This window comes from Micromonospora orduensis (assembly GCF_006228125.1).
GTDB lineage: Bacteria > Actinomycetota > Actinomycetes > Mycobacteriales > Micromonosporaceae > Micromonospora > Micromonospora orduensis.
This window is the reverse complement of sequence record NZ_VDFY01000176.1, coordinates 18,266-39,442: the sequence shown is the minus strand read 5'-3', so window position 1 is coordinate 39,442 and position 21,177 is coordinate 18,266. Positions and strand designations below refer to the sequence as shown.

Below are 21,177 nucleotides of genomic sequence, written 5' to 3'. Positions count from 1 at the left end.
AGCGGGGCGATCCGGATGAGCGTGCTGCCCAGCCCCATTCCGCACCCGCTCGACTACGCGCCCTGGGACGTGCCCGGCTGGATCTACGAGGCACTGGACTGGGTCGTCGGCGTGCAGTGGCCCGAGGGCGACGAGCGGGCCGTCTGGGACGTCGCCGACCGGTGGTACGCCGTCGCCGCCGTCCTCGCCGGGCCGCACAGCGACGCCGCCACCGCCGCCGACGAGGTGCGCGCCGGATACGGCGGCGTCGGCGCGGTCGACGCCGCGTTCGAGGCGGCCTGGCGGGGGATCGCCGAGGGCGCCGACGCGCCACTGCCGGTGCTGCTCGCGGTCACCACCGACCTGGGCCGGCTCGTCGAGGAGTGCGGCTGCGACATCGAGGGCGCCAAACTCGAAGTCTGGATCGAGCTGGGCATCCTCGTCATCGAGCTGCTGACGGTGGCGGTGGCGGCCGTGCTCACCGCCGGCGCCGCCTCCCCGGCCGCCGGAGCGGCGATCACCGCCACCCGCCTGCTGATCCAGCAGATCTTCAAGCGGCTGATGGGGCAACTGGCCAGCAAGTCCCTCAGACACGGGCTGAAGGAGGCCGGGGAACGGGCAGCCAAGGAGGTCGCCCGGGGTGGCGTACGCGGGCTGGCCCGGCGCGCCACCCGCGAGGGGCTGGAGGAGGCGGCGGAGGAGGCCGGAGTCACCCTGGCCACCCAGGCGTACCAGAACTCCACCGGCCGGGCGCACGGCCTGGACCTCACCGACCTGGGCGCGTCGGCCGTCGGTGGCCTCGCCGGCGGGGCGGTCGCGCCGCTGGCCGGCCTGGGTCGGCACGCGACCGGTCGCGCCGCGCGGGTCGGTGAGCACCTGGGCCGGGAGATGACAGGTGAGGTGCTCGCCGAGACCGCCGCCGGCCTGGCCACCGGGCAGGGCCTGACCTCGGTGGAGGACGTGGCCCGCGCCGCCGCCTCCGGGGCCACCGGCTCGGCCACCGCCCAGACCGACCACGCGTTGCACGCCAAACTCGCCGCGCAGGCCAACGCCCTGGCGGGAGCCGCACTCGCCGGCCCTTCCCTGGGTCCCCCTCCCGCCGTCGAGGCATCCTCTGTGGACGCGCCTGCAACCGGCGCTGCCTCCACGTCGTCGGGCTCGTCCGCTCCGGCCTCCTCGGAGTCGGCCTCGGTCGGGTCGGTGTCCTCGGGGCCGGTGTCTTCGGGGTCGGTGTCGTCGGGATCGGTGTCATCCGCTGTCGGCGGGCCGGTGGTCGGGTCGCCTGTGGTTCCGGCGCAGGGGGCGGTCGGCCATGCGGATGTGGCCGTCGCGTCACCGCCCGAGGTGGGAGCGGCCGTGTCGTACGGCCTGAGCCAGCCCACCGTGTCGGACCTGGCCGGGGCACCTGTGTCGCCGACGATCGGCGACGATCCGAGCCGTCCGGTGCTCCCGACCGAGACCGCCGCGCCATCGTCGGACGGGCACGTCCCGGTCACCACGGATGCGGCCGGCTCGAGACACCCGATCGCCACCGACCCCACCCTCTCCTCGGTCGCCGCGCCCACGACCGGCACGTTCGACCAGGCCGGCACACCAGCCACCGGGGTCGCGCCCAGCCCACCCAACGGCAGCACCGGAACGGCCCCGAGCGTCACCGGCCCGTCCACGTGGTCCCCGTCGGCGACGAGCACCCCTGCCCCGACAGTCGCCGCCGGGGTGGCGCCGCCGGCAGCGCACCTACCGACGTGGCAGGCGTTCGGGCCGGGACGCGTACCCCCGCATCCGGCGCGCGGCCGAGCACCGGTCCCGGGAAACCTGACGGCGCCGTCGCAGTCCGACATCGAGGCCAGCGACTGGTACGCGGCCCGGTGGGCGGCCGAGGCGGAAGCCGCCGAGCGACAGCGCTACCGGGGCTACTACGAGTCGCGGCGCAACGAGTTCGAGCACAGCCGCCGGCAGGCCGAGGCCAGCCGACTGCACGCCCTGGCCGCCGAACACGACCGCCGGGCCGTCGAGTACGGCACCTACGCCCGGCAACTCCACCGGACCGGCCACCAGCGGTGGGCCGACGGCTGGCAGCGGGCCGCGAACGACGAGACGCGCGCGTACACCCAATGCCGTGACCTGGCCGACGCGGTGCTGGCCGGCGCCCGGGCGCCGGAGGTCGTCGACATCGGCGACGCGGCCTTCCGGCAGGCCAACACGGACGTGGGCGCGCTCGCCCTCGGCGCGGTGGAGGTCCGCGGCCCGTCCCGGCTCACCGGCGACGACGTGCCCCCGCCGATCGACGACTCCCGGCCGTACGGGCAGCCTGGCGGACTACGCCCGCCGCTGGCCCTGCACCAGGTCGACGTCGAACGGCAGATGCCCCGCGACCCGGACGGCAGCGTCACCCGCACCGCCGACCCCCGCCGCGGCGCCTGGTTCCGGCTCCTCAACGACGGCGGGCCGATGGCCGACGCCACCCGGGGCATCAACTGCCTGGACTGCACCCTGTCGATGTTCGAGACGTGGGTGCACGGGCGGCCCCGCGTGTCTGCGCCGCGCACCTTCGACGGGTACCTCGACGGCGACACCCGCCGCCCCATCCGAGGCGAAGCCGGCGGACCCGGCCGGGTGGAAGACGTCACCGGCGGCAGGTTCCAGCGGCTCCTCACCCCGCCACCGGGCCAACGGCTGCGCCCGGCGCACGCACGACAGGCCGCCGACCGCAGCTACCGCAACCTGCACGACCAGATGCTGCTGGGTGGGCACGGCAGCTACGCGTTCCTGATCACCGAGTGGGCCGGCGGCGGCTCGCACGCCTGGGTGGCGCTCAACCAGAACGGAACGATCCTCTACGTCGACCCGCAGACCGGCAACATCCGCGACCGGCCGCTCTACCCGGACGTGGTCGGCATCGACGCGCTGGTGCTCGGAGGAGACGGCCGGCCCATGCCACTCGGCGGACTGCCCCGAGGCCGGTTCAGCGAACGGCCCGACCTGCCGAACCACCCGTCAGCGCGGGACGACGGCGGTCACGGCGACCCGTACATCAACCGGATGTACCTGCTCCTGGACGGGCCGGGCTCGGCGCAACCCCCGGTCACGCCGGGCGGCGACGCGGCCGAGGCTGACGGCCCGAGGCCGCCGGCTGTCGACCTGGCGCGGCTCACGACGACGGAGTGGGCGGCGCTGACGGACCTGCGTGACCGCGCGGTCGCCGTCGCCGACCACGTCGAGGACGCGCTGGCTCAGGTCGGACGGAACGTGACGGAGATGGTTGGCCTCAGCGAGCCGGTGCAACTGCGGGACCGGGAGTTTCGCGTCAAAGGGCTGGAGTCGCTGGCGCGGAAGTATCGCGACGAGGCGCGTGGTCTAGCGGTCGGCGTCGAGGAGTTCGCGGGGACGGTCAACGACGTTCTGAGGTTCTTGTTCGAGATGCCGTCCGGGGAGAACTATCGGCGAGCCGTCCAACTGGTGTTGGCGGGCCTGGTGGAAGCCGGCTTCTCCGTCCCACCGTCGTCGCTCAAGAACTTCTGGCGAGCCGGCAACAGATTCTATGGATTCAACTGCACCCTCCGATCGCCCGATGGGTTCCTTCTCGAGGTGCAGTTTCACACCCGCGAGTCGCGGGAGGCATGGGTGCAGACTCACAGCGACTACGAGATCCTGCGTCGGGCCTCGGCCAGGCCCGAGGAGCAGGTGCAGGCATTTCTGCGGATGCTCGCCACGAACCGTGAGCAGCGGATGTCGGACCGCCTCCCGCCCGGCCTGGACAGTTTCGTCCCGGCTAAGGACGCCAGCTTCGCAAAGTGGTTGAGCAGCAACGGAGAGGCCTGGCGGAGGTATCGGTCATGGCTTGACCACCAGGGGACAACCTTCTCGGAGGTGGTGCAGGATCTAGGTCTCAGGTCCAACGACTTTCCGGTGACGGAGGGTGTCGCCAGCAGGTTGGAGAAGGAATTTGTTGATCTACTACGTGATCTACCGGAATGATGAGCGAATCGGGGGGCCGGCCGGACTGTTCGTGACTGATGGCGGCCTGGGCAACGCGATCCTGTGGGATCACCGTAGTCGAGAATGGGCTTTCGATCCCGGCCTGGTTATGCGATTCGTCAATGACCATCGCAACGTTGACCGCTTCGACACTGTCGATCGCGCAACGGCGGAGAGTGTGGCCGAGGTCGTCACGGGTGGCGCGAGCTTGCCCGGCGAGGAGGCGATCCGCAGCATGTTCCCCTCAGGGTGCCGATGACGGTGCGCGGCCGTCGTCCGGTCAACGATAAGTTGCGGGCGGCAGCCGAGGGGCGTCACCTGACGCCGAAGGGGCGGGCTCTCATCCGGGGGGTTCGGCAACGGACCTGCTTGATCGTCGAGGAGCAGCTACGCGCCGCAGGTGATCCAGGTGCCCGGCACGAGTTGACGGCGCCGACATGACCCGCGGATCCGGCTCGGACGCCGGCAGTGGTGCCGAGCCGAATACCTCCGGCAGTGCACCCACGCGGGTCTTTGGCTGGTCGGACATGTTCGTTCATTCGGACGACGACCCGCGCTCGGGGGCACCTTCGCGGACGAGCGGAGCGTCCTCTGCTCGCCGCGCTGGACCGGCTGACCACCCGACCAGACCTGCTGGTCTGTGACGGGCACGGGTTGGCTCATCCGCGCCGGTTCGGGCTCGCCTGTCATCTCGGGGTGGTGACCGGGCTGCCGGCGATCGGGGTGGGTAAGACACCGCTGGTCGGCGAGTGGGATCCGCCGCCGGTGCGGCGGGGTGCCTGGTCGCCGCTGCGGGACGGGGGTGAGGTTGTCGGTCGCGTGCTGCGGACCCAGGACGCCGTGAAGCCGGTCTTCGTCAGCGTCGGGCACCGGATGAGCCTGGACAACGCCACCGCTCGGGTGCTCGCGCTGGCCCCGCGCTACCGGCTGCCGGAGACCACCCGGACGGCCGACCGGCTCTGCCGTGACGCGCTCGCCGAGGCGGGGTGATCCGCTCGGATTGATCGAAGCCGCTTTCGTCGACGTCAAGTGGATCAAGAGTGGCCGGGCGGACCGGGCCGTAAACCGTAACGCCGCACACATGCGGGCCGCTCTATGACCAGGGGTGGGGGTGGGCCGGTAGTAGCCTGACCCGCGGACCCCACCCGGGGGGGAAACGGTGAGGTGATCATGACGGTGCGTCGGCGCGCGGCGCGGCTCGCGACGGTCTGCGGTGTCCTGGGCGGCCTGGTGCTGCTCAGTGCGTCGCCGGCGTCGGCCGACGACGACTCGGTCCGGGTCGGCGCCGCCAGCAGTTTCTCCGCCGGTGGTTCGGCGCAGGGGGTGAACGTCGCGGTGCGCAAGCGCTCCGACGGGTGCGTGCTGCTGCGTACCGCCCTGGGCCTGAGCCTGGAGGGTCTCCAGCCGGATCAGGTGTCGGTGCAGGTGAACGCCGGCGGGCGTTGGTTCCCGGTGGCGGTGTCCGGGGGTGACGGCAGCGCGGTGACCGGGCAGACGTCGCCGGCGAAGCCGACCCTGTGCAAGGGCAAGGGCATCACCGTGCGGTACCGGGTGGCGTTCGCCGAGGGCACGCCGGGCGGACGGCTCGTGGTGACCGGCGTGGGGGTCAGCGCGGCCGGCCAGGAGCTGGGTCGGGGTACCGACACGGCGAGGCTGAACGGCGCCCGGGTCACCCCGTCGCCGACGCCGTCGAAGAATCCCACCCCGACTCCGAGCCCGACCGAGGTCGCGACGGCAGGCGAGGTGGTGAACCCGGCCGCGCTCGCTCCGACGGCCGCCGCGCCGTCCACGACGCCGGCCGCCGCCGAGTCCGGCGACGGTTCACCTGTGATGTTCTTCGGTATCGCGATGGTCGCCGTCGGACTGCTGCTCATCGTGCTGCTGGTTCGCCGTTCACGGCAGGACCGGTCGCCGACCGACCCGCCGCCCGGGCCGCTGCCGGGCAACCCCGGCGGCACCACCTACCGCTCCGGCGGTGGGTCACCGACCGCGCCCGGTCACCCCGGCTCGGTGTACGGCCAGCAGCCGTCCGGCGGCTACGGCACGGTGCCCCCTCCCCGGCCCGCCCCGGGTGTGTACGGGGCCCGACCGGCGGGGAACGCGCCGACACCCGAGGCGACACAGCCGATGCCAGGCGCTCCGGGCACCCCGCCGCCGCCCGACGATCCGCCCGACGGTGGCGAGCGCACCGCGATCATGCCCCGGCTCCCCGGCTGAGCGGGGCCGGACCTCTACCCTCCGATACGCTCAGGTTCGGTGGAAACTGCGGCCAAGGAGCGGAACCAGTGTCTGATCTGTCCCAGATCGTGAAGGCGTACGACGTCCGAGGGACGGTGCCGGACCAGTGGGACGAGCGGACCGCCGAGGCGCTTGGAGTCGCGTTCACCCAGCTCCTCAACACCACCGACGAGCCGGGCGACGCGGTAGTCGTCGGGTACGACATGCGGGCCAGTTCGCCCGGGTTGGCCGAGGCGTTCGCGGCCGGCGTCCGCGCGGAGGGCCGCTCGGTGATCGAGATCGGGCTCGCCTCCACCGATCTGCTCTACTTCGCCTCCGGTTCGCTCGACCTGCCGGGGGCCATGTTCACGGCCAGCCACAACCCCGCGCAGTACAACGGCATCAAGATGTGCCGCTCTGGTGCCCGGCCGATCGGTCAGGACAGCGGGCTCGCGGAGATCCGCGATCGCGCACAGGCCCTCCTGGATTCGGGCGCGGCCCGTCCGGGCGGCGAGCCGACCCGACCGGTCGAACGCCGTGACCTGCTTCCCGACTACGCCGCGTACCTGCGCAAGCTGGTCGACCTGTCCGGCATCCGGCCGTTGAAGGTGGTGGTCGACGCGGGCAACGGGATGGGCGGCTTCACGGTTCCCACAGTGCTCGGCGACGCGGCCCTGTCGGCCCTGCCGTTGGAGATCGTGCCGCTGTACTTCGAGTTGGACGGCAGCTTCCCCAACCACGAGGCCAACCCGTTGGATCCGGCGAACCTGGTCGACCTCCAGCGCGCGGTGGTCGAGCACGGCGCCGAGATCGGGCTGGCCTTCGACGGTGACGCCGACCGTTGCTTCGTGGTGGACGAGCGCGGCGAGCCGGTCTCGCCGTCGGCGATCACCGCCCTGGTGGCCGCTCGCGAGTTGGCGAAGCACCCGGGCTCCACGGTGATCCACGGCCTCATCACGTCCAGCGCCGTCCCGGAGATCATCCGTGAACACGGCGGGGAGCCCGTCGTCGCCCGCGTCGGGCACTCCTTCATCAAGGCCGAGATGGCGCGGACCAACGCCGTCTTCGGTGGCGAGCACTCGGCGCACTACTACTTCCGGGACTTCTGGTTCGCCGACACCGGAATGCTCGCCGCGATGCACACCCTGGCCGCGCTGGGTGAGCAGTCGCTGCCGCTGTCCGTGCTGGCCGGGGAGTACGAGCGCTACGTCGCCTCCGGCGAGATCAACTCGACGGTGGCCGACCAGGCGGGCGCGGTCGCCGACGTGCGGGCCGCGTACCCCGAGGCGGAGGTCGACGAGATGGACGGGCTCACGCTGCGTTTCCCCGACGGCGCGTGGTTCAACCTGCGCGCCTCCAATACGGAGCCGTTGCTGCGGCTCAACGTCGAGGCGCCCACCCGGGAGCGGATGGTCTCGCTCCGGGACGACGTGCTCAACCGCGTTCGCCGATAAGATCGCCTGCGCCGGTCGGCACCGCCGCCGGTGAAGCCGCACACGTGGAAGGAGCCGTGCCATGGCCCTGGATCCGCAGTTGCTCGAGATTCTCGCCTGTCCGGACACGCACCACGCCCCGCTCACCTACGACGCCGAGGCGCAGACGCTGACCTGCACGCAGTGCGGCCGGATCTTCGAGGTCCGCGACGACGTGCCGGTGCTGCTGCTCGACGAGGCGCGCGGTGGCCCAGGGCAGGCATCATGATCGACGGTACGGCCGGGGTCAGTGGTCGGCGCGACGCCGACGAGGCCCTGCTCGACAACCCGGCCGCGCTGGCCGAGCACGATCCGGGTGACATGCTCCGGCACACCGCCTCGGCGGGCGCGCAGGTGCGGGAGAGCGCGGCGCTGGCCGCCGAGGCGAATCTGGCGGTGCTCGCCGACGACGGGCGGCCCCGGGCCGTGGTGATCGCGGGCATCGGCACCGCCGGGCGTACCGGTGACGTGCTGGCCACTGTCGCCGGGCCACGCTGCCCGGTCCCGATCATCGGGCACCGCAGCGCGGGCGTCCCCGGCTGGGTGGGCGCGGCCGACGTGGTGATCGCGGTGAGCGCGTCGGGTCGGAGCCCGGAGGCGCTCGGCGCCGCCGAGGCGGCGCACCGACGTGGTGCCCGACTCGTCGCGGTGGGCGCACCGGATTCGCAGTTGCAGTCGGTTGCCGAGCGGGCCCGTGCGCCGTTCATCCCGGTGCCCCGACGTGCGCCGGCGCGGGCCAGCCTCTGGGCGCTCACCGTGCCGGTGCTGCTCGCCGCCCGTTCGCTCGGGCTGGTGAAGGTCAACGAGGCCGATCTGGCGGAGACCGCGTCCCGGCTCGACGCGGACGCGGACCGCTGCCGGTCCGCTGCGGAATCGTTCGTCAACCCGGCGAAGTCGCTGGCGCTGGGCCTGGCCGGGTCGATCCCGATCGTCTGGGGCTCGTCCCCGCTGGCGACGGTGGCGGCCCGCCGGTTCGGTGACACCCTGTCGGCCAACGCCCGCTACCCGGTGGTCACCGGTGCGCTCGGCGAGGCCGGTCGGGGTCGCGTCGGCCTGCTCGACGGCGTCTTCGGTGGTCTGGCCGAGGGCGAGCGGGACATCTTCGCCGACCCGGCGGAGGACGACGGCGAGGGGACCCGCCTGCGGCTGGTGCTGCTGCGCGACGGCGGGCTCAACGCCGAGGACGACACCGACGAGCCACTGGCGGTGGAGGAGCGCCGCGCGGACGCGGTGCAGACCCTCGCCGAGCGGCGCGGGGTGCGGTGTGACGTGGTGACCGCCGAGGGCGGCTCCGCGCTGGAACGGCTGGCCTCGCTGATCGCGGTGCCGGATTTCGCGTCGATCTACCTGGCTCTGGCCCACGGGCTGGACCCGATGGCCGTACCGGCCATCACCGAGATGAAGGAGCTGTCGAACCAGTGAACGGACGTAGGGGGCGGCGCGTCACGCGCGGACCGGTTGGCTTCGTTCGGCGAAGCGGAGCGGCGGCGTGAGCGCCAACGGTGGAAACAAGGCGATCGTCGCCGCCCTGCTGGCCAACGTCGGCATCGCCGTCACCAAGTTCGTCGCGTTCCTGCTCACCGGGTCGTCGTCGATGCTTGCCGAGTCGATCCACTCGGTCGCCGACTCGGGCAACCAGGGACTGCTGCTGCTCGGCGGCAAGCGGGCGAAGCGGGCGGCCACCCCGGAACATCCGTTCGGGTACGGCCGGGAGCGCTACATCTACGCGTTCATCGTGTCGATCGTGCTGTTCAGCCTCGGTGGCCTGTTCGCCCTGTACGAGGCGTACCACAAGTGGTCGGATCCGCACGGCATCAGCGAGTGGCAGTGGGTGCCGATCACGGTGCTGGTGGCGGCGATCCTGATGGAGTCGTTCTCCTTCCGGACCGCCATCAAGGAGTCCAACCACGTCCGGGGCAACCAGTCCTGGGTGCGGTTCATCCGGCGTGCCAAGGCACCGGAGCTGCCTGTCGTTCTGCTGGAGGACTTCGGCGCGCTTGTCGGTCTGGTCTTCGCGCTGTTCGGCGTCGCCATGACGTTGATCACCGGCAACGGCAAGTGGGACGCCGCCGGCACCGCGATGATCGGTGTCCTGCTGGTGGTGATCGCCGTCGTGCTGGCGATCGAGACGAAGAGCCTGCTGCTCGGTGAGGGTGCCGAACAGCAGGACCTGGACGCCATCGAGCGGTCCATCACCGACGGCCCCGAGGTGGAGCGGATCATCCACATGAAGACGCTCTACCTGGGCCCGGAGGAGCTGATGGTCGCCGCGAAGATCGGCGTACCGGCCTGCGAGAGCGCGGAGCAACTGGCGCGCGGCATCAACGCCGTGGAGTCGCGGATCCGCGCAGCCGTACCGGTCGCCCGGGTGATCTACCTGGAGCCGGACATCTGGAGCGTCGCCGCCGCTCAGGCCGGGACGGGCGCCGCCGCCGACACCGCTGTGCCGCAGCCGCAGGAGGGCGAGGCGGCCGGGCGGCCCGGGGGCTGACGGGTGGAACTGCTGTACGGACCGATCCGGGACTACGCCTGGGGTTCGCGCTCGGCTCTCGCGCTGTTGCAGGGCCGGCCGGTGCCCAGCACCGGTCCGGAGGCGGAGCTGTGGCTGGGCGCCCACCCGGGCGCCCCGGCCATGGTGGAGCGCGCCGGGCTCCAGGTCAGCCTGTGTGACCTGGTGCGGGACGAGCCGGGGCAGTGGCTCGGCCAGGGGGTGTCCGACCGCTTCGGCAGCAGGCTGCCGTTCCTGCTCAAGGTCCTCGCCGCGGACGCCCCGCTGAGCCTGCAGGCCCACCCGGACGCCGAGCAGGCCCGGGCCGGGTACGAGGCGGAGGCCGGGCGTCCGGCGGCGGAACGCAACTACTCCGACCCGCACCACAAGCCGGAGTTGCTGGTGGCGCTCACCCCGTTCGAGGCGCTGTGCGGGTTCCGGCCGCCGGTGGAGTCGGCCGAGGCGCTCGCGTCGTTCGGCGTACCGGTGCTGGCGCCGGTGGTGGAGGCGTTGCGGGCCGGGTCGGCGGGGTTGCGGACGGCGGTGCGGACGCTGCTCGCCTGGCCGGCCGGTGAGCGCGACGGGTTGTTGTCCGCCGTGGTGGCGGCGCCGACCGACGGCCCGGACGCGGAGCTGGCCCGGCGGTTGGCGGTGGCGTACCCGGGGGATCCCGGTGTGCTTGTCGCGTTGCTGCTGCACCACGTGCGGCTGGTGCCGGGGGAGGCGATCTGGATGCCCGCCGGCAACCTGCACGCCTACCTGAGCGGTTGCGGCGTGGAGATCATGGCGGCCAGCGACAACGTGCTGCGTGGTGGGCTGACGCCGAAGCGGGTGGACGTCGACGAGTTGTTGCGGGTGCTGCGTTTCGAGGTGCTCGACGAGCCGGTCCGGGCGGCGCAGCCGGTGGGCCCGGGGGTGGACTGGTGGCCGGTGCCGGTGGACGACTTCGCGCTGCACCGGGTGCGGGTCGGTACGGCGGTGCCGTCGGTCACGTTGTCACTGCCCGGCCCCCGGGTGGTGCTCTGCGGGTCCGGTGCGGTCACGGTGGACGACGGGGCGGGCGCGGTGACGCTGGTGTCCGGTCAGGCGGCGATCGGCGATGCCGCTGGTGCGCCGCTGCGGATCGGTGGCGCTGGTGAGGCGTACGTGGCGACGTCCGGGTTGTGCTGACGCGCTCGCCGCAACGACGCAAGTCCGACTTTCCCGGAATGGCTTGACGTCACCCTACCTCGGTGTGACTCTAAGAGTACGCAGCGTTATCGCGACGACGGTCCGACAACGTGCGGGGGAACCAAACCGGGGGGATGCGCGGGGCGGGCGGGAGTGGACGGGAAACTGTCCACGACCGACCGCCCCGTGCGCTGTCCACGTCCCCCTGATGCCCGTCGCCGACGCGCGTAAGGTGGAGGGTCGGCGCAGACATCGTTCGACAGGAGCTTTCATGACCAGCACCCTCCCGGCGGCCGCCAGCGGTACGCCGTCCGAGGCCCGGCCGAGCACGCTCGCCGAGGGCGACTTCAAGGTGGCGGATCTGTCGCTCGCCGAGTTCGGGCGCAAGGAGATCCAGCTCGCCGAGCACGAGATGCCCGGCCTGATGGCGATCCGGCGGGAGTTCGCCGAGGCGCAGCCGCTCGCCGGCGCGCGGATCACCGGCTCGCTGCACATGACCATCCAGACCGCCGTCCTGATCGAGACGCTGGTCGCCCTCGGCGCGCAGGTGCGCTGGGCGTCCTGCAACATCTTCTCCACGCAGGACCACGCGGCCGCGGCGATCGTCGTCGGCCCGGACGGCACCCCCGAGGCCCCCGCCGGCGTCCCGGTGTACGCCTGGAAGGGCGAGACGCTGCCGGAGTACTGGTGGTGCACCGAGCAGGTGCTCGCCTGGCCCGACGGGCAGGGCCCCAACATGATCCTCGACGACGGCGGTGACGCCACCCTGCTGGTGCACAGGGGTGCCGAGTTCGAGAAGGCCGGGGTCGTGCCGCCCGTCGAGTCCGCCGACTCGGAGGAGTACGCGGTCATCCTCGACCTGCTGCACCGCTCGCTCGCCGAGGACGGCCAGCGCTGGACGCGGATCGCCGCCGGCATCAAGGGCGTGACCGAGGAGACCACGACGGGCGTGCACCGGCTCTACGAGATGCACCGCGCCGGCACCCTGCTCTTCCCGGCCATCAACGTCAACGACTCGGTGACCAAGAGCAAGTTCGACAACAAGTACGGCTGCCGGCACTCGCTCATCGACGGCATCAACCGGGCCACCGACGTGCTGATCGGCGGCAAGATGGCCGTGGTCATGGGCTACGGCGACGTGGGCAAGGGCTGCGCCGAGTCGCTGCGCGGCCAGGGCGCCCGGGTCGTGGTGACCGAGGTGGACCCGATCTGCGCGTTGCAGGCCGCGATGGACGGCTACCAGGTCGCCACCCTGGACGACGTGGTCGAGCAGGCCGACATCTTCATCACCGCCACCGGCTGCTTCGACGTCATCACCAACGAGCACATGGCCCGGATGAAGCACCAGGCCATCGTGGGCAACATCGGCCACTTCGACAACGAGATCGACATGGCCGGTCTGGCCAAGCGTTCCGACGTCGAGCGGGTCAACATCAAGCCGCAGGTCGACCTGTGGCGCTTCGCCGACGGTCACGCGATCATCGTGCTCTCTGAGGGCCGTCTGCTTAACCTGGGCAACGCGACCGGGCACCCGAGCTTCGTGATGTCGAACTCGTTCGCCAACCAGACGATCGCCCAGATCGAGCTCTTCACCAAGACCGAGGACTACCCGATCGGCGTCTACGTGCTGCCCAAGCACCTGGACGAGAAGGTGGCCCGGCTGCACCTGGGCGCGCTCGGCGCGAAGCTGAGCACGCTCACCAAGGAGCAGGCCGCGTACCTGGGTGTCTCGCCGGAGGGACCGTTCAAGCCGGACCACTACCGCTACTGATCGTTCTTTTCCGGACCGGGTCGGCTGTTCGCAGCCGGCCCGGTTCTCTGTCTCCGCCTCAGGGACGGCGGCGGGCGGGGCGGACCCAGCTCCAGACGCACCAGGCGAGCCAGCCGAGCGACACGACTGTGGCCAGTGCCCGCAGCCGCAACGCGCTGAGCAGCAGCACCACCGCCAGCACCGTCAGCCACGGCAGGAATCCCCTCACGCCGGGATCCTCCCACAGCCGGGATGAGTGAGCTTGTCATGAACGACTTGACGAGTGGCCTGAGCAGGAGGAAGGTATGGCTGCCCTAAGTTAGCTGAGGCAATCCTGATGGACACGGAGCGGGGATGTTCGCGACCTACCTGATCGGCCTGCGGGAAGGCCTGGAGGCGACCCTGGTGGTCAGCATCCTGGTGGCCTTCCTGGTGAAGGCGCAGCGCCGGGACCGGTTGCCCCAGGTCTGGGCGGGCGTCGGCCTGGCCGTGGTGCTCTCGGTGCTCTTCGGCTGGCTGATCGAGTACACGTCGACCTCGCTGCTGGCCCGCTCCGAGGACCGGGAACTGTTCGAGGCGATCACCTCCGTCGCCGCCGTGGTCTTCGTCACGTGGATGATCTTCTGGATGCGCCGCGCCGCCCGGACGATCGCCGGCGAGCTGCGCGGTAAGCTCACCGAGGCGCTGGCCGTCGGGTCCCTCGCGGTCGCCGGCATGGCCTTCCTCGCGGTGATCCGGGAGGGCCTGGAGACCGCGCTGATCTTCTACTCCGCCGCCCAGGGCGCGGCCGGCGACAGCGGGCCGCTGCTCGCGCTGATCGGTGGCATCCTCACCGCCGTGGTGCTCGGCGTGCTGCTCTACGCCAGCGCCCTGCGGATCAACCTCAGCACGTTCTTCACCTGGACCGGAGCGCTGCTGATCCTGGTCGCCGCCGGCATCCTCAAGTACGGCGTGCACGACTTCCAGGAGGCCGCTGTCCTGCCCGGCCTGAACGACCTGGCCTTCGACATCACCGGCACGCTCGACCCGAGCACCTGGTACGCCGCGCTGCTGGCCGGCATGTTCAACGTGACGCCCGCGCCCACCGTGCTGGAGACGATCGCCTGGATCGGGTACGCGGTGCCGGTCCTGGCGCTCTTCCTGCGCCCGAACCGGCCTGCGCCGGCACCCACCGCGGCCACCGGCACCGAGCGCGGAGCCGACACCGACACCGGCACCGAGGCCGAGGCGGCGACCACGCCGCAGCGTGCCTGACCCTTACGAGGAGAGACAGCTCAGATGCGTACCACCCGCTTTTTCGCGCTGGCCGCCGCCGGTGTGCTGGCCACGACCGGTGTCGCCGCCTGCTCCGACTCATCGAAGGATGACGCGGCGGGGGCCGGCGGCCCGATCGTGGTCAAGGCCAGCGACACCGCGTGCGAGGTCGGTACGACCGATCTGGGCGCCGGCACCGCCACCTTCAAGATCACCAACTCGGGCGCGAAGGTGACCGAGTTCTACGTGTACGCCTCCGGCGACCGGGTGATGGGTGAGGTGGAGAACATCGCCCCCGGCCTGAGCCGCGAGCTGCGCGTCGAGCTGCCGGCCGGGACGTACGAGACGGCCTGCAAGCCCGGGATGAGCGGCAAGGGCATCCGGGGTGCGCTCAAGGTCAGCGGGTCGGCGCAGCCGCTCACCGCCGACGCCGCCCTGGCCGGCGCCACCGAGAACTACCAGCGCTACGTCAAGAGCCAGACCGCCGCGCTGCTGGACAAGACCGAGGAGTTCGTCGCCTCGGTGAAGGCCGGCGACGTGGCGAAGGCCAAGACGCTCTACCCGGTCGCCCGCACCTACTGGGAGCGGATCGAGCCGGTGGCCGAGATCTTCGGCGACCTCGACCCCAAGATCGACGGCCGCGAGGAGGTCATCGAGGAGGGGATGGAGTTCACCGGCTTCCACCGAATCGAGAAGGACCTCTGGCAGTCCGGCGACATCAGCAAGGACGGCCCGATCGCCGACCGGCTGCTGGTCGACGTCAAGGAGATCGTGGCCAAGGCCAACGCCGAGAAGCTCTCCCCGCTCCAGCTCGCCAACGGCGCGAAGGAACTGCTCGACGAGGTGGCCAGCGGCAAGATCACCGGCGAGGAGGACCGCTACTCGCACACCGACCTGTGGGACTTCGCCGCCAACCTGGAGGGTTCCAAGGCGGCCGTGTCGGCCCTGCGGCCGGCGCTGGAGCAGCGCTCACCGGAGCTGGTGACGCAGTTGGACACGGAGTTCGCAAACGTCGAGGCACTGCTCGGCAAGCACCGCGACGGCGACGGCTGGAAGCTGCACACCGCGCTGAGCAAGGCCGAGCTCAAGGAACTGTCCGACGGCATCAACGCGCTCGCCGAGCCGATCAGCAAGGTCGCCGCGGCCGTCGCCAAGTGACCGGACGTCAGGGGGAGTCGAAGCGATGAGCGGGAGCAGGGTGACCCGGCGGCGGGCGATCACGCTCGCCGGTGCCGGGGTGGCCGGTGTCGCCGGAGTGGCAGTCGGCGCGGGAGCCCTGGTCGGCGGCTCCCGTGGCCCGGCCGCCGCCAGCGACCACCCGGCCGGGGCGGTGCCCTTCCACGGTGAGCACCAGGCCGGGATCGTCACCCCGGCGCAGGACCGGCTGCACTTCGTCGCGTTCGACGTGATCACCAAGGACCGGGCGCGGCTGGTCGGGATGCTTGAGGAGTGGACGGCCGCCGCCGCCCGGATGACCGCCGGCCGGGACGCCGGGGTGCTGGGCGCGGTAGGCGGGATGCCGGAGGCCCCACCGGACGACACCGGCGAGGCGCTAGGCCTGCCCCCGTCCCAGCTCACCCTCACGATCGGTTTCGGGCCGACGCTGTTCCGCGACGCCGACGGCCGGGACCGTTTCGGCATCGCCGACCGGCGTCCGGCCGCCCTCGCGGAGCTGCCGAAGTTCCCCGGTGACGCGTTGCAGCCGCAGATCTCCGGCGGCGACCTCTGCGTACAGGCGTGTGCCAACGACCCGCAGGTCGCGGTGCACGCCATCCGCAACCTGGCCCGGATCGGCATGGGCGTGGTGAGCGTCCGCTGGTCGCAGCTCGGCTTCGGCCGTACCTCGTCGACCTCCCGGGACCAGGCCACCGCGCGCAACCTCTTCGGATTCAAGGACGGCACGGCCAACCTCAAGGCGGAGGACACCAGCCTGCTGCGTGACCAGCTGTGGGTGCAGCCGGGCGACGGGCCGGACTGGATGACCGGCGGCGCGTACCTGGTCACCCGCAAGATCCGGATGCTGGTGGAGACCTGGGACCGGACGTCGCTGGCCGAGCAGGAGGAAATCGTCGGCCGGGCCAAGGGCAGTGGCGCTCCGCTGGGCCGGACCGACGAGTTCGACGAACCGGACTTCGCGGCACGCGGTGACGACGGCAAACCGGTGATCGCCGAGCACGCCCACGTCACGCTGGCCCATCCGAGCCGCAACAACGGCGCCCAGCTGCTGCGCCGGGGCTACAACTTCGTGGACGGCTCGGACGGCCTCGGCCGGCTCGACGCGGGCCTGTTCTTCATCGCCTACCAGCGTGATCCGCGCCGGCAGTTCGTGCCGATCCAGACCCAGCTGGCCCGCCACGACGTGATGAACGAGTACCTGCGGCACGTCTCCAGCGGCCTTTTCGCCTGCCCGCCCGGCGTCCGCGACGGCGGGGACCACTGGGGGCGTGCGCTCTTCGGCTGACCGCCGTCCGGATCACGACAGCGCGACCGGCCCGACGCTGCGGTGGCGCTGGGCGGCGCCGACGGGGGATCATGGTTGCAGCCCGGCCGGGATCCACCCGACGCCGGTCCCACCGAACTGAACGGGGATGCAATATTAATCCCATGAGAGCCCGGGTACTGGTGGTCGACGACGACCCCGCACTCGCCGAGATGCTCGGCATCGTGCTGCGTAGTGAGGGATTCCTGCCCTCGTTCGTGGCCGATGGTGAGCGGGCGTTGGCTGCCTTCCGCGACAGCCGGCCCGATATCGTGCTGCTCGACCTGATGTTGCCCGGGATGAGCGGTATCGACGTGGCCAGGTCCATCCGGGCCGAGTCCGGCGTGCCGATCGTCATGCTGACGGCCAAGAGCGACACCGTGGACGTGGTGCTCGGGCTGGAGTCCGGCGCCGACGACTACGTGGTCAAGCCGTTCAAGCCCAAGGAGCTGGTCGCCCGGATGCGGGCCCGACTGCGCCGGGGCGAGGACGTGGCGCCGGAGATGTTGACCATCGGGCCGCCCGGCAACCAGATCACCATCGACGTGCCCGCGCACACGGTCAGCCGTAACGACGAGGAGGTGAAGCTGACTCCGCTGGAGTTCGACCTGCTGGTCGCGCTCGCCCGAAAGCCGCGTCAGGTCTTCACCCGCGAGGTGCTGCTGGAGCAGGTGTGGGGTTACCGGCACGCGGCCGACACCCGCCTGGTGAACGTGCACGTCCAGCGGCTCCGGGCCAAGATCGAGCCGGACCCGGAGCGGCCGGAAATCATCCTCACCGTGCGGGGCGTGGGCTACAAGGCGGGGACCGGATAGCCTGGTCACACTGTGTCGACCTCACCGCCCCCACACCCCCCGACAGTGGCTGCTCGCCGGCGCATCGCCGGCGGGGAGGTCTGGCGTGTGGTGAGTGGCCGCGCCGCGCGGGTGGTGGCCGGGGTGCACCAGACCTGGCGCCGATCGCTCCAGGTGCGGGTGGTGACCATCACGCTTGTCGCCTCCAGCCTGCTCGTCGGCGGCTTCGCGTTCCTGATCGCCGACAAGATCACCACGATTCTGCTGGACAACGCCCGTACCGACGTGCGGCTGCGGGTGAACAGCGGCGCCAGTTACGCGGCCAAGCAGGTCTCCCTGTACGGCCAGCCGCAGGAGGCGCAGCTCCAGGAGACCATCGACGGCACGGTCAACTACCTGGCCGGCGGTGACCCCCAGCAGACCAGTGGCGTGGTGGTGGCGATCACCGCCGACGACTACCCCAACGACATCCAGACCCGCGCCGCGCCGTCGGTGAACGTCCAGCCGCTGATCAGCCCGGAGCTGCGGGCCGCCGTCGCCGAGGGCAAGGTGGCCAGCCAGATCCGTACCGGCCGGCTCACCGGGCAGAGCACCAAGTACCTGGTGTACGGCTCTCCGGTGCCCACCCGCTTCGGCCAGATCGAGCTGTACTACCTGGTGCCGCTGACCCGGCAGGACTCCACCGCCGCCGACGCCCGGGCCACAGTGGTGGCCACCGGAGTGGCGCTGGTGATCCTGCTCGGGCTGCTCGCTGCCCTGGTCACCCGCCTGGTGGTCAACCCGGTCCGGGTGGCCGCGCGTACCGCCCAGCGGCTCTCCGCCGGCCTTCTGGACCAGCGGATGGTGGTCAACGGCGAGGACGACCTGGCCCTGCTCGCCGCCTCGTTCAACCAGATGGCCACCAACCTGCAACGGCAGATCCTGCGCCTGGAGGAGATGTCCCGGTTGCAGCGCCGATTCACCTCAGACGTCTCGCACGAGCTGCGTACGCCGTTGACCACGGTCCGGATGGCCGCCGACCTGATCTTCGCCGAGCGCGACGAGTTCGATCCGGCGGTGGCCCGCAGCGCCGAGCTGCTCCAGGCCGAACTGGACCGCTTCGAGGAGTTGCTCACCGACCTGCTGGAGATCAGCCGGTTCGACGCCGGGTTCGCCATGCTGGACGCCGAGCCGACCGACCTGGTGCCGGTGGTGCACCGGGTGGTCGAGCGGCTGGCCGGCCTGGCCGAGCGGGTGGGCGTACCCATCGAACTCGACCTGCCGGGCACGCCGGTGATCGCCGAGGTCGACCCGCGCCGGGTCGAGCGTGTGCTGCGCAACCTGGTCGGCAACGCCGTCGAGCACGGCGAGGCCCGCCCGGTGCTGATCACCCTCGGCATCGACGAGACCGCCGTGGCGATCACCGTGCGGGACCACGGGGTGGGGCTCAAGGCCGGCGAGGAGAAGTTGGTGTTCAACAGGTTCTGGCGGGCTGATCCGTCCCGGGCACGGCAGACCGGGGGCACCGGTCTGGGTCTGTCGATCAGCCTGGAGGACGCCCGACTGCACGGCGGCTGGCTGGAGGCGTGGGGCGCGCCGGGGCAGGGCGCGCAGTTCCGCCTCACCCTGCCGGCCCGGGCCGGTGACCGACTGACCACCTCGCCGCTGCGGCTGGTGCCGGCCGACGCCGCCCTGCCGTTCGGTGGCCCCCGCGACGGTGGTCCGCTGGCCATCGGGCCCGGCACCGGTGGGGCGTTGGCGATCGGTCCAGCTCCGACCGGGGACGGGCAGCGGGCGGAGGTGGGCTCATGAGGCGCCCGGTCGTGCTCGGGACACTCGGTGTGGTGCTCCTGCTGGGCGGCGCCTGCGGCATCCCGGCCTCGTCGGACGTGCGGGTGGACGGTAAGGGCGGGGCCGCGACGGGGGCCGGTTCGGGGAACGGCCGGCCGAGCGAGCCGCCGTCGCGTACGGCAAGCGGCAGCTCCAACGAGTCGTTCGTCCGCAACTTCCTGTCCGCGGCCGCCGGTGAGCCGGACCGGGCCTACGAGCGGGTCAAGGCGTTCATCGCGCCGGAGGACCGGGCCCGTCTCCAGGACAAGAAGGGCAGCGAGGTCGCGATGACCGTGGTCCGGTTGCGGGAGGCGGTCTACACCCTCAACAGCGACTCGACCACCACCGTGAAGATCACCGTGCAGCAGATCGGTGTGCTGCGGGCCAACGGCACGCTGGCCCCGCCGGTGGCGACCGAGACGGAGTACGAGTTCAGGTTGCGCAGCGGCGCGTTGGGCGGCGCCGTCAACGACGAACGTGCCGGCCTGTACGTGGTCGACCCGCCGAACGCGCTGCTGCTCAGCGACGTCGCCCTCCAGCAGTACTACCAGGGCGAGTCGATCTACTTCTGGAGTTCCGACCGCACCCGCCTGGTGCCCGACCAGCGTTACCTGCCGGTGGCGGTGCCGCAGGAGCGGCGGGTCAACGAGGTCGTGAAGTGGTTGGTGGCCGGGCCGTCCGACTGGCTGCGCCCCGGCGTCGTGGGGCTGCCCGACCGCACCGAGCTGATCAACAACGCCACCGGCGCGAACGACCGGTGGGAGGTCAACCTGGACATGTCCGGCGACGACCAGAACGGCATCGACCAGCTGCTCACGCAGCTCGCCTGGTCGCTGGGCGATCTCGGGGGCGAGTTGGAGCTGAAGATCCGCAACAACTCGCAGCCGGTACTGGATCTGAACGCACGCCGCGCGGCGCAACGGCTCTACCCGATCACCGAGAGCCCGCAGCGGTTCTGCGTGTACGAGGGCGGGATCCGTCCGCTGGACTTCGTCGGCGAGCTCAGCGGGGCGGTGCCGCTGGCACCCGACATCAACCGCAACATCGTCTCCGCGGGCCTGGCCCGGGCCGACAACCGGGTGCTCGCCGCGATGGTGGTGAGCAGCGGCAAGAGTCGCCAGCGCCTCGCGGTGGGCAGTGGGCCCGCTCCGATCACCACGCTCAACCGCGGCACCTCCGAGTACGCCTCGATCAGCCGACCGGTCTGGCTGCGGATGGCCGACTCCCGGCCCGGCCGGGGACTGGTGGTGGCCGACGGGCAGCTCTACCGCTTCGACGAGGGGGCCCGGATGTATCAGGTGCCGCTCAACCTGCCCGCGCCGGTCACCGCGGTGGCCGCGGCGCTGGACGGCCAGCGGGTCGCCCTGGTCGCCGGTGGTCAGCTCTACGTGGCGGCGGTCAACCTCGACGGCGGCGGGGTCTCCATCGGCCCACCCCGACAGTTGGTGACCTCGCTGACCGGCCTCACGTCGGTGGACTGGGGCCGGGAGGACCAGCTCGTGGTGGCCGGGTCCGCCGGCCAGCCGGCGATCTACGAGATCAGCGTCGACGGCGCCGTGGAGACGCCGCTCCGTACCGACGTCGGCGCCAAGGTCAACCACCTGACGGCGTACCCGACGAACCGCAGCGTGCCCCTGCCCAGCGGGGCGTACATGTACGAGGCGAACGGGGTGGCGTACCGCAGCAGCCCGTTGGAGCGGATCGAGCCCGACCGGGTACGCGACATCGCCCCACCGCCGGCCGGCGGCCGTCCGAGCAACCCGTCCGCCCCGTTCTTCCTCTACTGA

16 protein-coding genes and 1 pseudogene are annotated in these 21,177 nt (G+C 71.7%); 16 read left to right on the top strand and 1 reads right to left on the bottom strand.

What is annotated here, in order from left to right; translation table 11 throughout:
• The first annotated feature begins 15 nt into the window (after nucleotides 1-15).
• The 10 genes and pseudogenes from FHG89_RS19145 (at nucleotide 16) to ahcY (ending at nucleotide 13,075) form a co-directional block, all read left to right on the top strand.
• On the top strand, nucleotides 16-3,957 hold the full coding sequence (locus tag FHG89_RS19145; protein ID WP_139585758.1) for a toxin glutamine deamidase domain-containing protein: 3,942 nt from the start codon (nucleotides 16-18) through the stop codon (nucleotides 3,955-3,957).
• Complete coding sequence (locus FHG89_RS19140; protein WP_139585757.1) at nucleotides 3,929-4,216, top strand: hypothetical protein; 288 nt, start codon at nucleotides 3,929-3,931, stop codon at nucleotides 4,214-4,216. Before FHG89_RS19145 ends, FHG89_RS19140 begins: the two co-directional genes overlap by 29 nt.
• Before the next feature lie 332 nt (nucleotides 4,217-4,548).
• A pseudogene (locus FHG89_RS19135) lies at nucleotides 4,549-4,947 on the top strand (endonuclease V); the annotation flags it as partial.
• A 180-nt stretch (nucleotides 4,948-5,127) separates the two neighbouring features.
• Complete coding sequence (locus tag FHG89_RS19130) at nucleotides 5,128-6,174, top strand: hypothetical protein (RefSeq protein ID WP_139585756.1); 1,047 nt, start codon at nucleotides 5,128-5,130, stop codon at nucleotides 6,172-6,174.
• Between the two features lie 68 nt (nucleotides 6,175-6,242).
• On the top strand, nucleotides 6,243-7,628 hold the full coding sequence (locus tag FHG89_RS19125; RefSeq protein WP_139585755.1) for a phosphomannomutase/phosphoglucomutase: 1,386 nt from the start codon (nucleotides 6,243-6,245) through the stop codon (nucleotides 7,626-7,628).
• Between the two features lie 61 nt (nucleotides 7,629-7,689).
• Nucleotides 7,690-7,875: a Trm112 family protein gene (locus FHG89_RS19120; protein ID WP_139585754.1), complete on the top strand. Its 186-nt coding sequence runs from the start codon at nucleotides 7,690-7,692 to the stop codon at nucleotides 7,873-7,875.
• Nucleotides 7,872-9,068, top strand: coding sequence for an SIS domain-containing protein (locus FHG89_RS19115; protein ID WP_139585753.1), 1,197 nt, complete (start codon nucleotides 7,872-7,874; stop codon nucleotides 9,066-9,068). The genes FHG89_RS19120 and FHG89_RS19115 overlap by 4 nt, the downstream gene beginning before the upstream one ends.
• Nucleotides 9,069-9,135: 67 nt before the next feature.
• Nucleotides 9,136-10,137, top strand: a complete 1,002-nt coding sequence (locus FHG89_RS19110; protein ID WP_139585752.1) for a cation diffusion facilitator family transporter — start codon at nucleotides 9,136-9,138, stop codon at nucleotides 10,135-10,137.
• Between the two features lie 3 nt (nucleotides 10,138-10,140).
• Nucleotides 10,141-11,304 (top strand): mannose-6-phosphate isomerase, class I, encoded by a 1,164-nt coding sequence (gene manA / locus FHG89_RS19105; RefSeq protein ID WP_139585751.1) that lies wholly within the window; start codon nucleotides 10,141-10,143, stop codon nucleotides 11,302-11,304.
• Between the two features lie 271 nt (nucleotides 11,305-11,575).
• Nucleotides 11,576-13,075, top strand: a complete 1,500-nt coding sequence (gene ahcY / locus FHG89_RS19100) for an adenosylhomocysteinase (RefSeq protein WP_139585750.1) — start codon at nucleotides 11,576-11,578, stop codon at nucleotides 13,073-13,075.
• A gap of 58 nt (nucleotides 13,076-13,133) precedes the next feature.
• Here ahcY and FHG89_RS33030 read toward each other — a convergent pair whose 3' ends face one another.
• Entirely contained in the window at nucleotides 13,134-13,283 is a 150-nt protein-coding gene (locus FHG89_RS33030; protein ID WP_167517466.1) for a hypothetical protein, read from the bottom strand.
• 125 nt (nucleotides 13,284-13,408) lie between these two features.
• On the opposite strand from FHG89_RS33030, the gene efeU reads away from it, so the two are divergent.
• The 6 genes from efeU to FHG89_RS19065 all read left to right on the top strand — a co-directional run bounded on the left by efeU (nucleotide 13,409) and on the right by FHG89_RS19065 (nucleotide 21,177).
• Nucleotides 13,409-14,308 (top strand): iron uptake transporter permease EfeU, encoded by a 900-nt coding sequence (gene efeU, locus FHG89_RS19095; RefSeq protein ID WP_244295622.1) that lies wholly within the window; start codon nucleotides 13,409-13,411, stop codon nucleotides 14,306-14,308.
• Nucleotides 14,309-14,332: 24 nt separating this feature from the next.
• Nucleotides 14,333-15,466 carry an iron uptake system protein EfeO gene (efeO, locus tag FHG89_RS19085; RefSeq protein ID WP_139585749.1) on the top strand — a complete coding sequence of 378 codons (1,134 nt, stop codon included), beginning with the start codon at nucleotides 14,333-14,335 and terminating at the stop codon, nucleotides 15,464-15,466.
• Between the two features lie 25 nt (nucleotides 15,467-15,491).
• Nucleotides 15,492-16,769 (top strand): iron uptake transporter deferrochelatase/peroxidase subunit, encoded by a 1,278-nt coding sequence (gene efeB, locus FHG89_RS19080; protein WP_139585748.1) that lies wholly within the window; start codon nucleotides 15,492-15,494, stop codon nucleotides 16,767-16,769.
• A gap of 143 nt (nucleotides 16,770-16,912) precedes the next feature.
• Nucleotides 16,913-17,602 carry an MtrAB system response regulator MtrA gene (gene mtrA / locus FHG89_RS19075; protein WP_007455837.1) on the top strand — a complete coding sequence of 230 codons (690 nt, stop codon included), beginning with the start codon at nucleotides 16,913-16,915 and terminating at the stop codon, nucleotides 17,600-17,602.
• 12 nt (nucleotides 17,603-17,614) lie between these two features.
• Nucleotides 17,615-19,372, top strand: coding sequence for an MtrAB system histidine kinase MtrB (mtrB, locus tag FHG89_RS19070; protein ID WP_208761019.1), 1,758 nt, complete (start codon nucleotides 17,615-17,617; stop codon nucleotides 19,370-19,372).
• Nucleotides 19,369-21,177 carry an LpqB family beta-propeller domain-containing protein gene (locus FHG89_RS19065; RefSeq protein WP_139585746.1) on the top strand — a complete coding sequence of 603 codons (1,809 nt, stop codon included), beginning with the start codon at nucleotides 19,369-19,371 and terminating at the stop codon, nucleotides 21,175-21,177. Before mtrB ends, FHG89_RS19065 begins: the two co-directional genes overlap by 4 nt.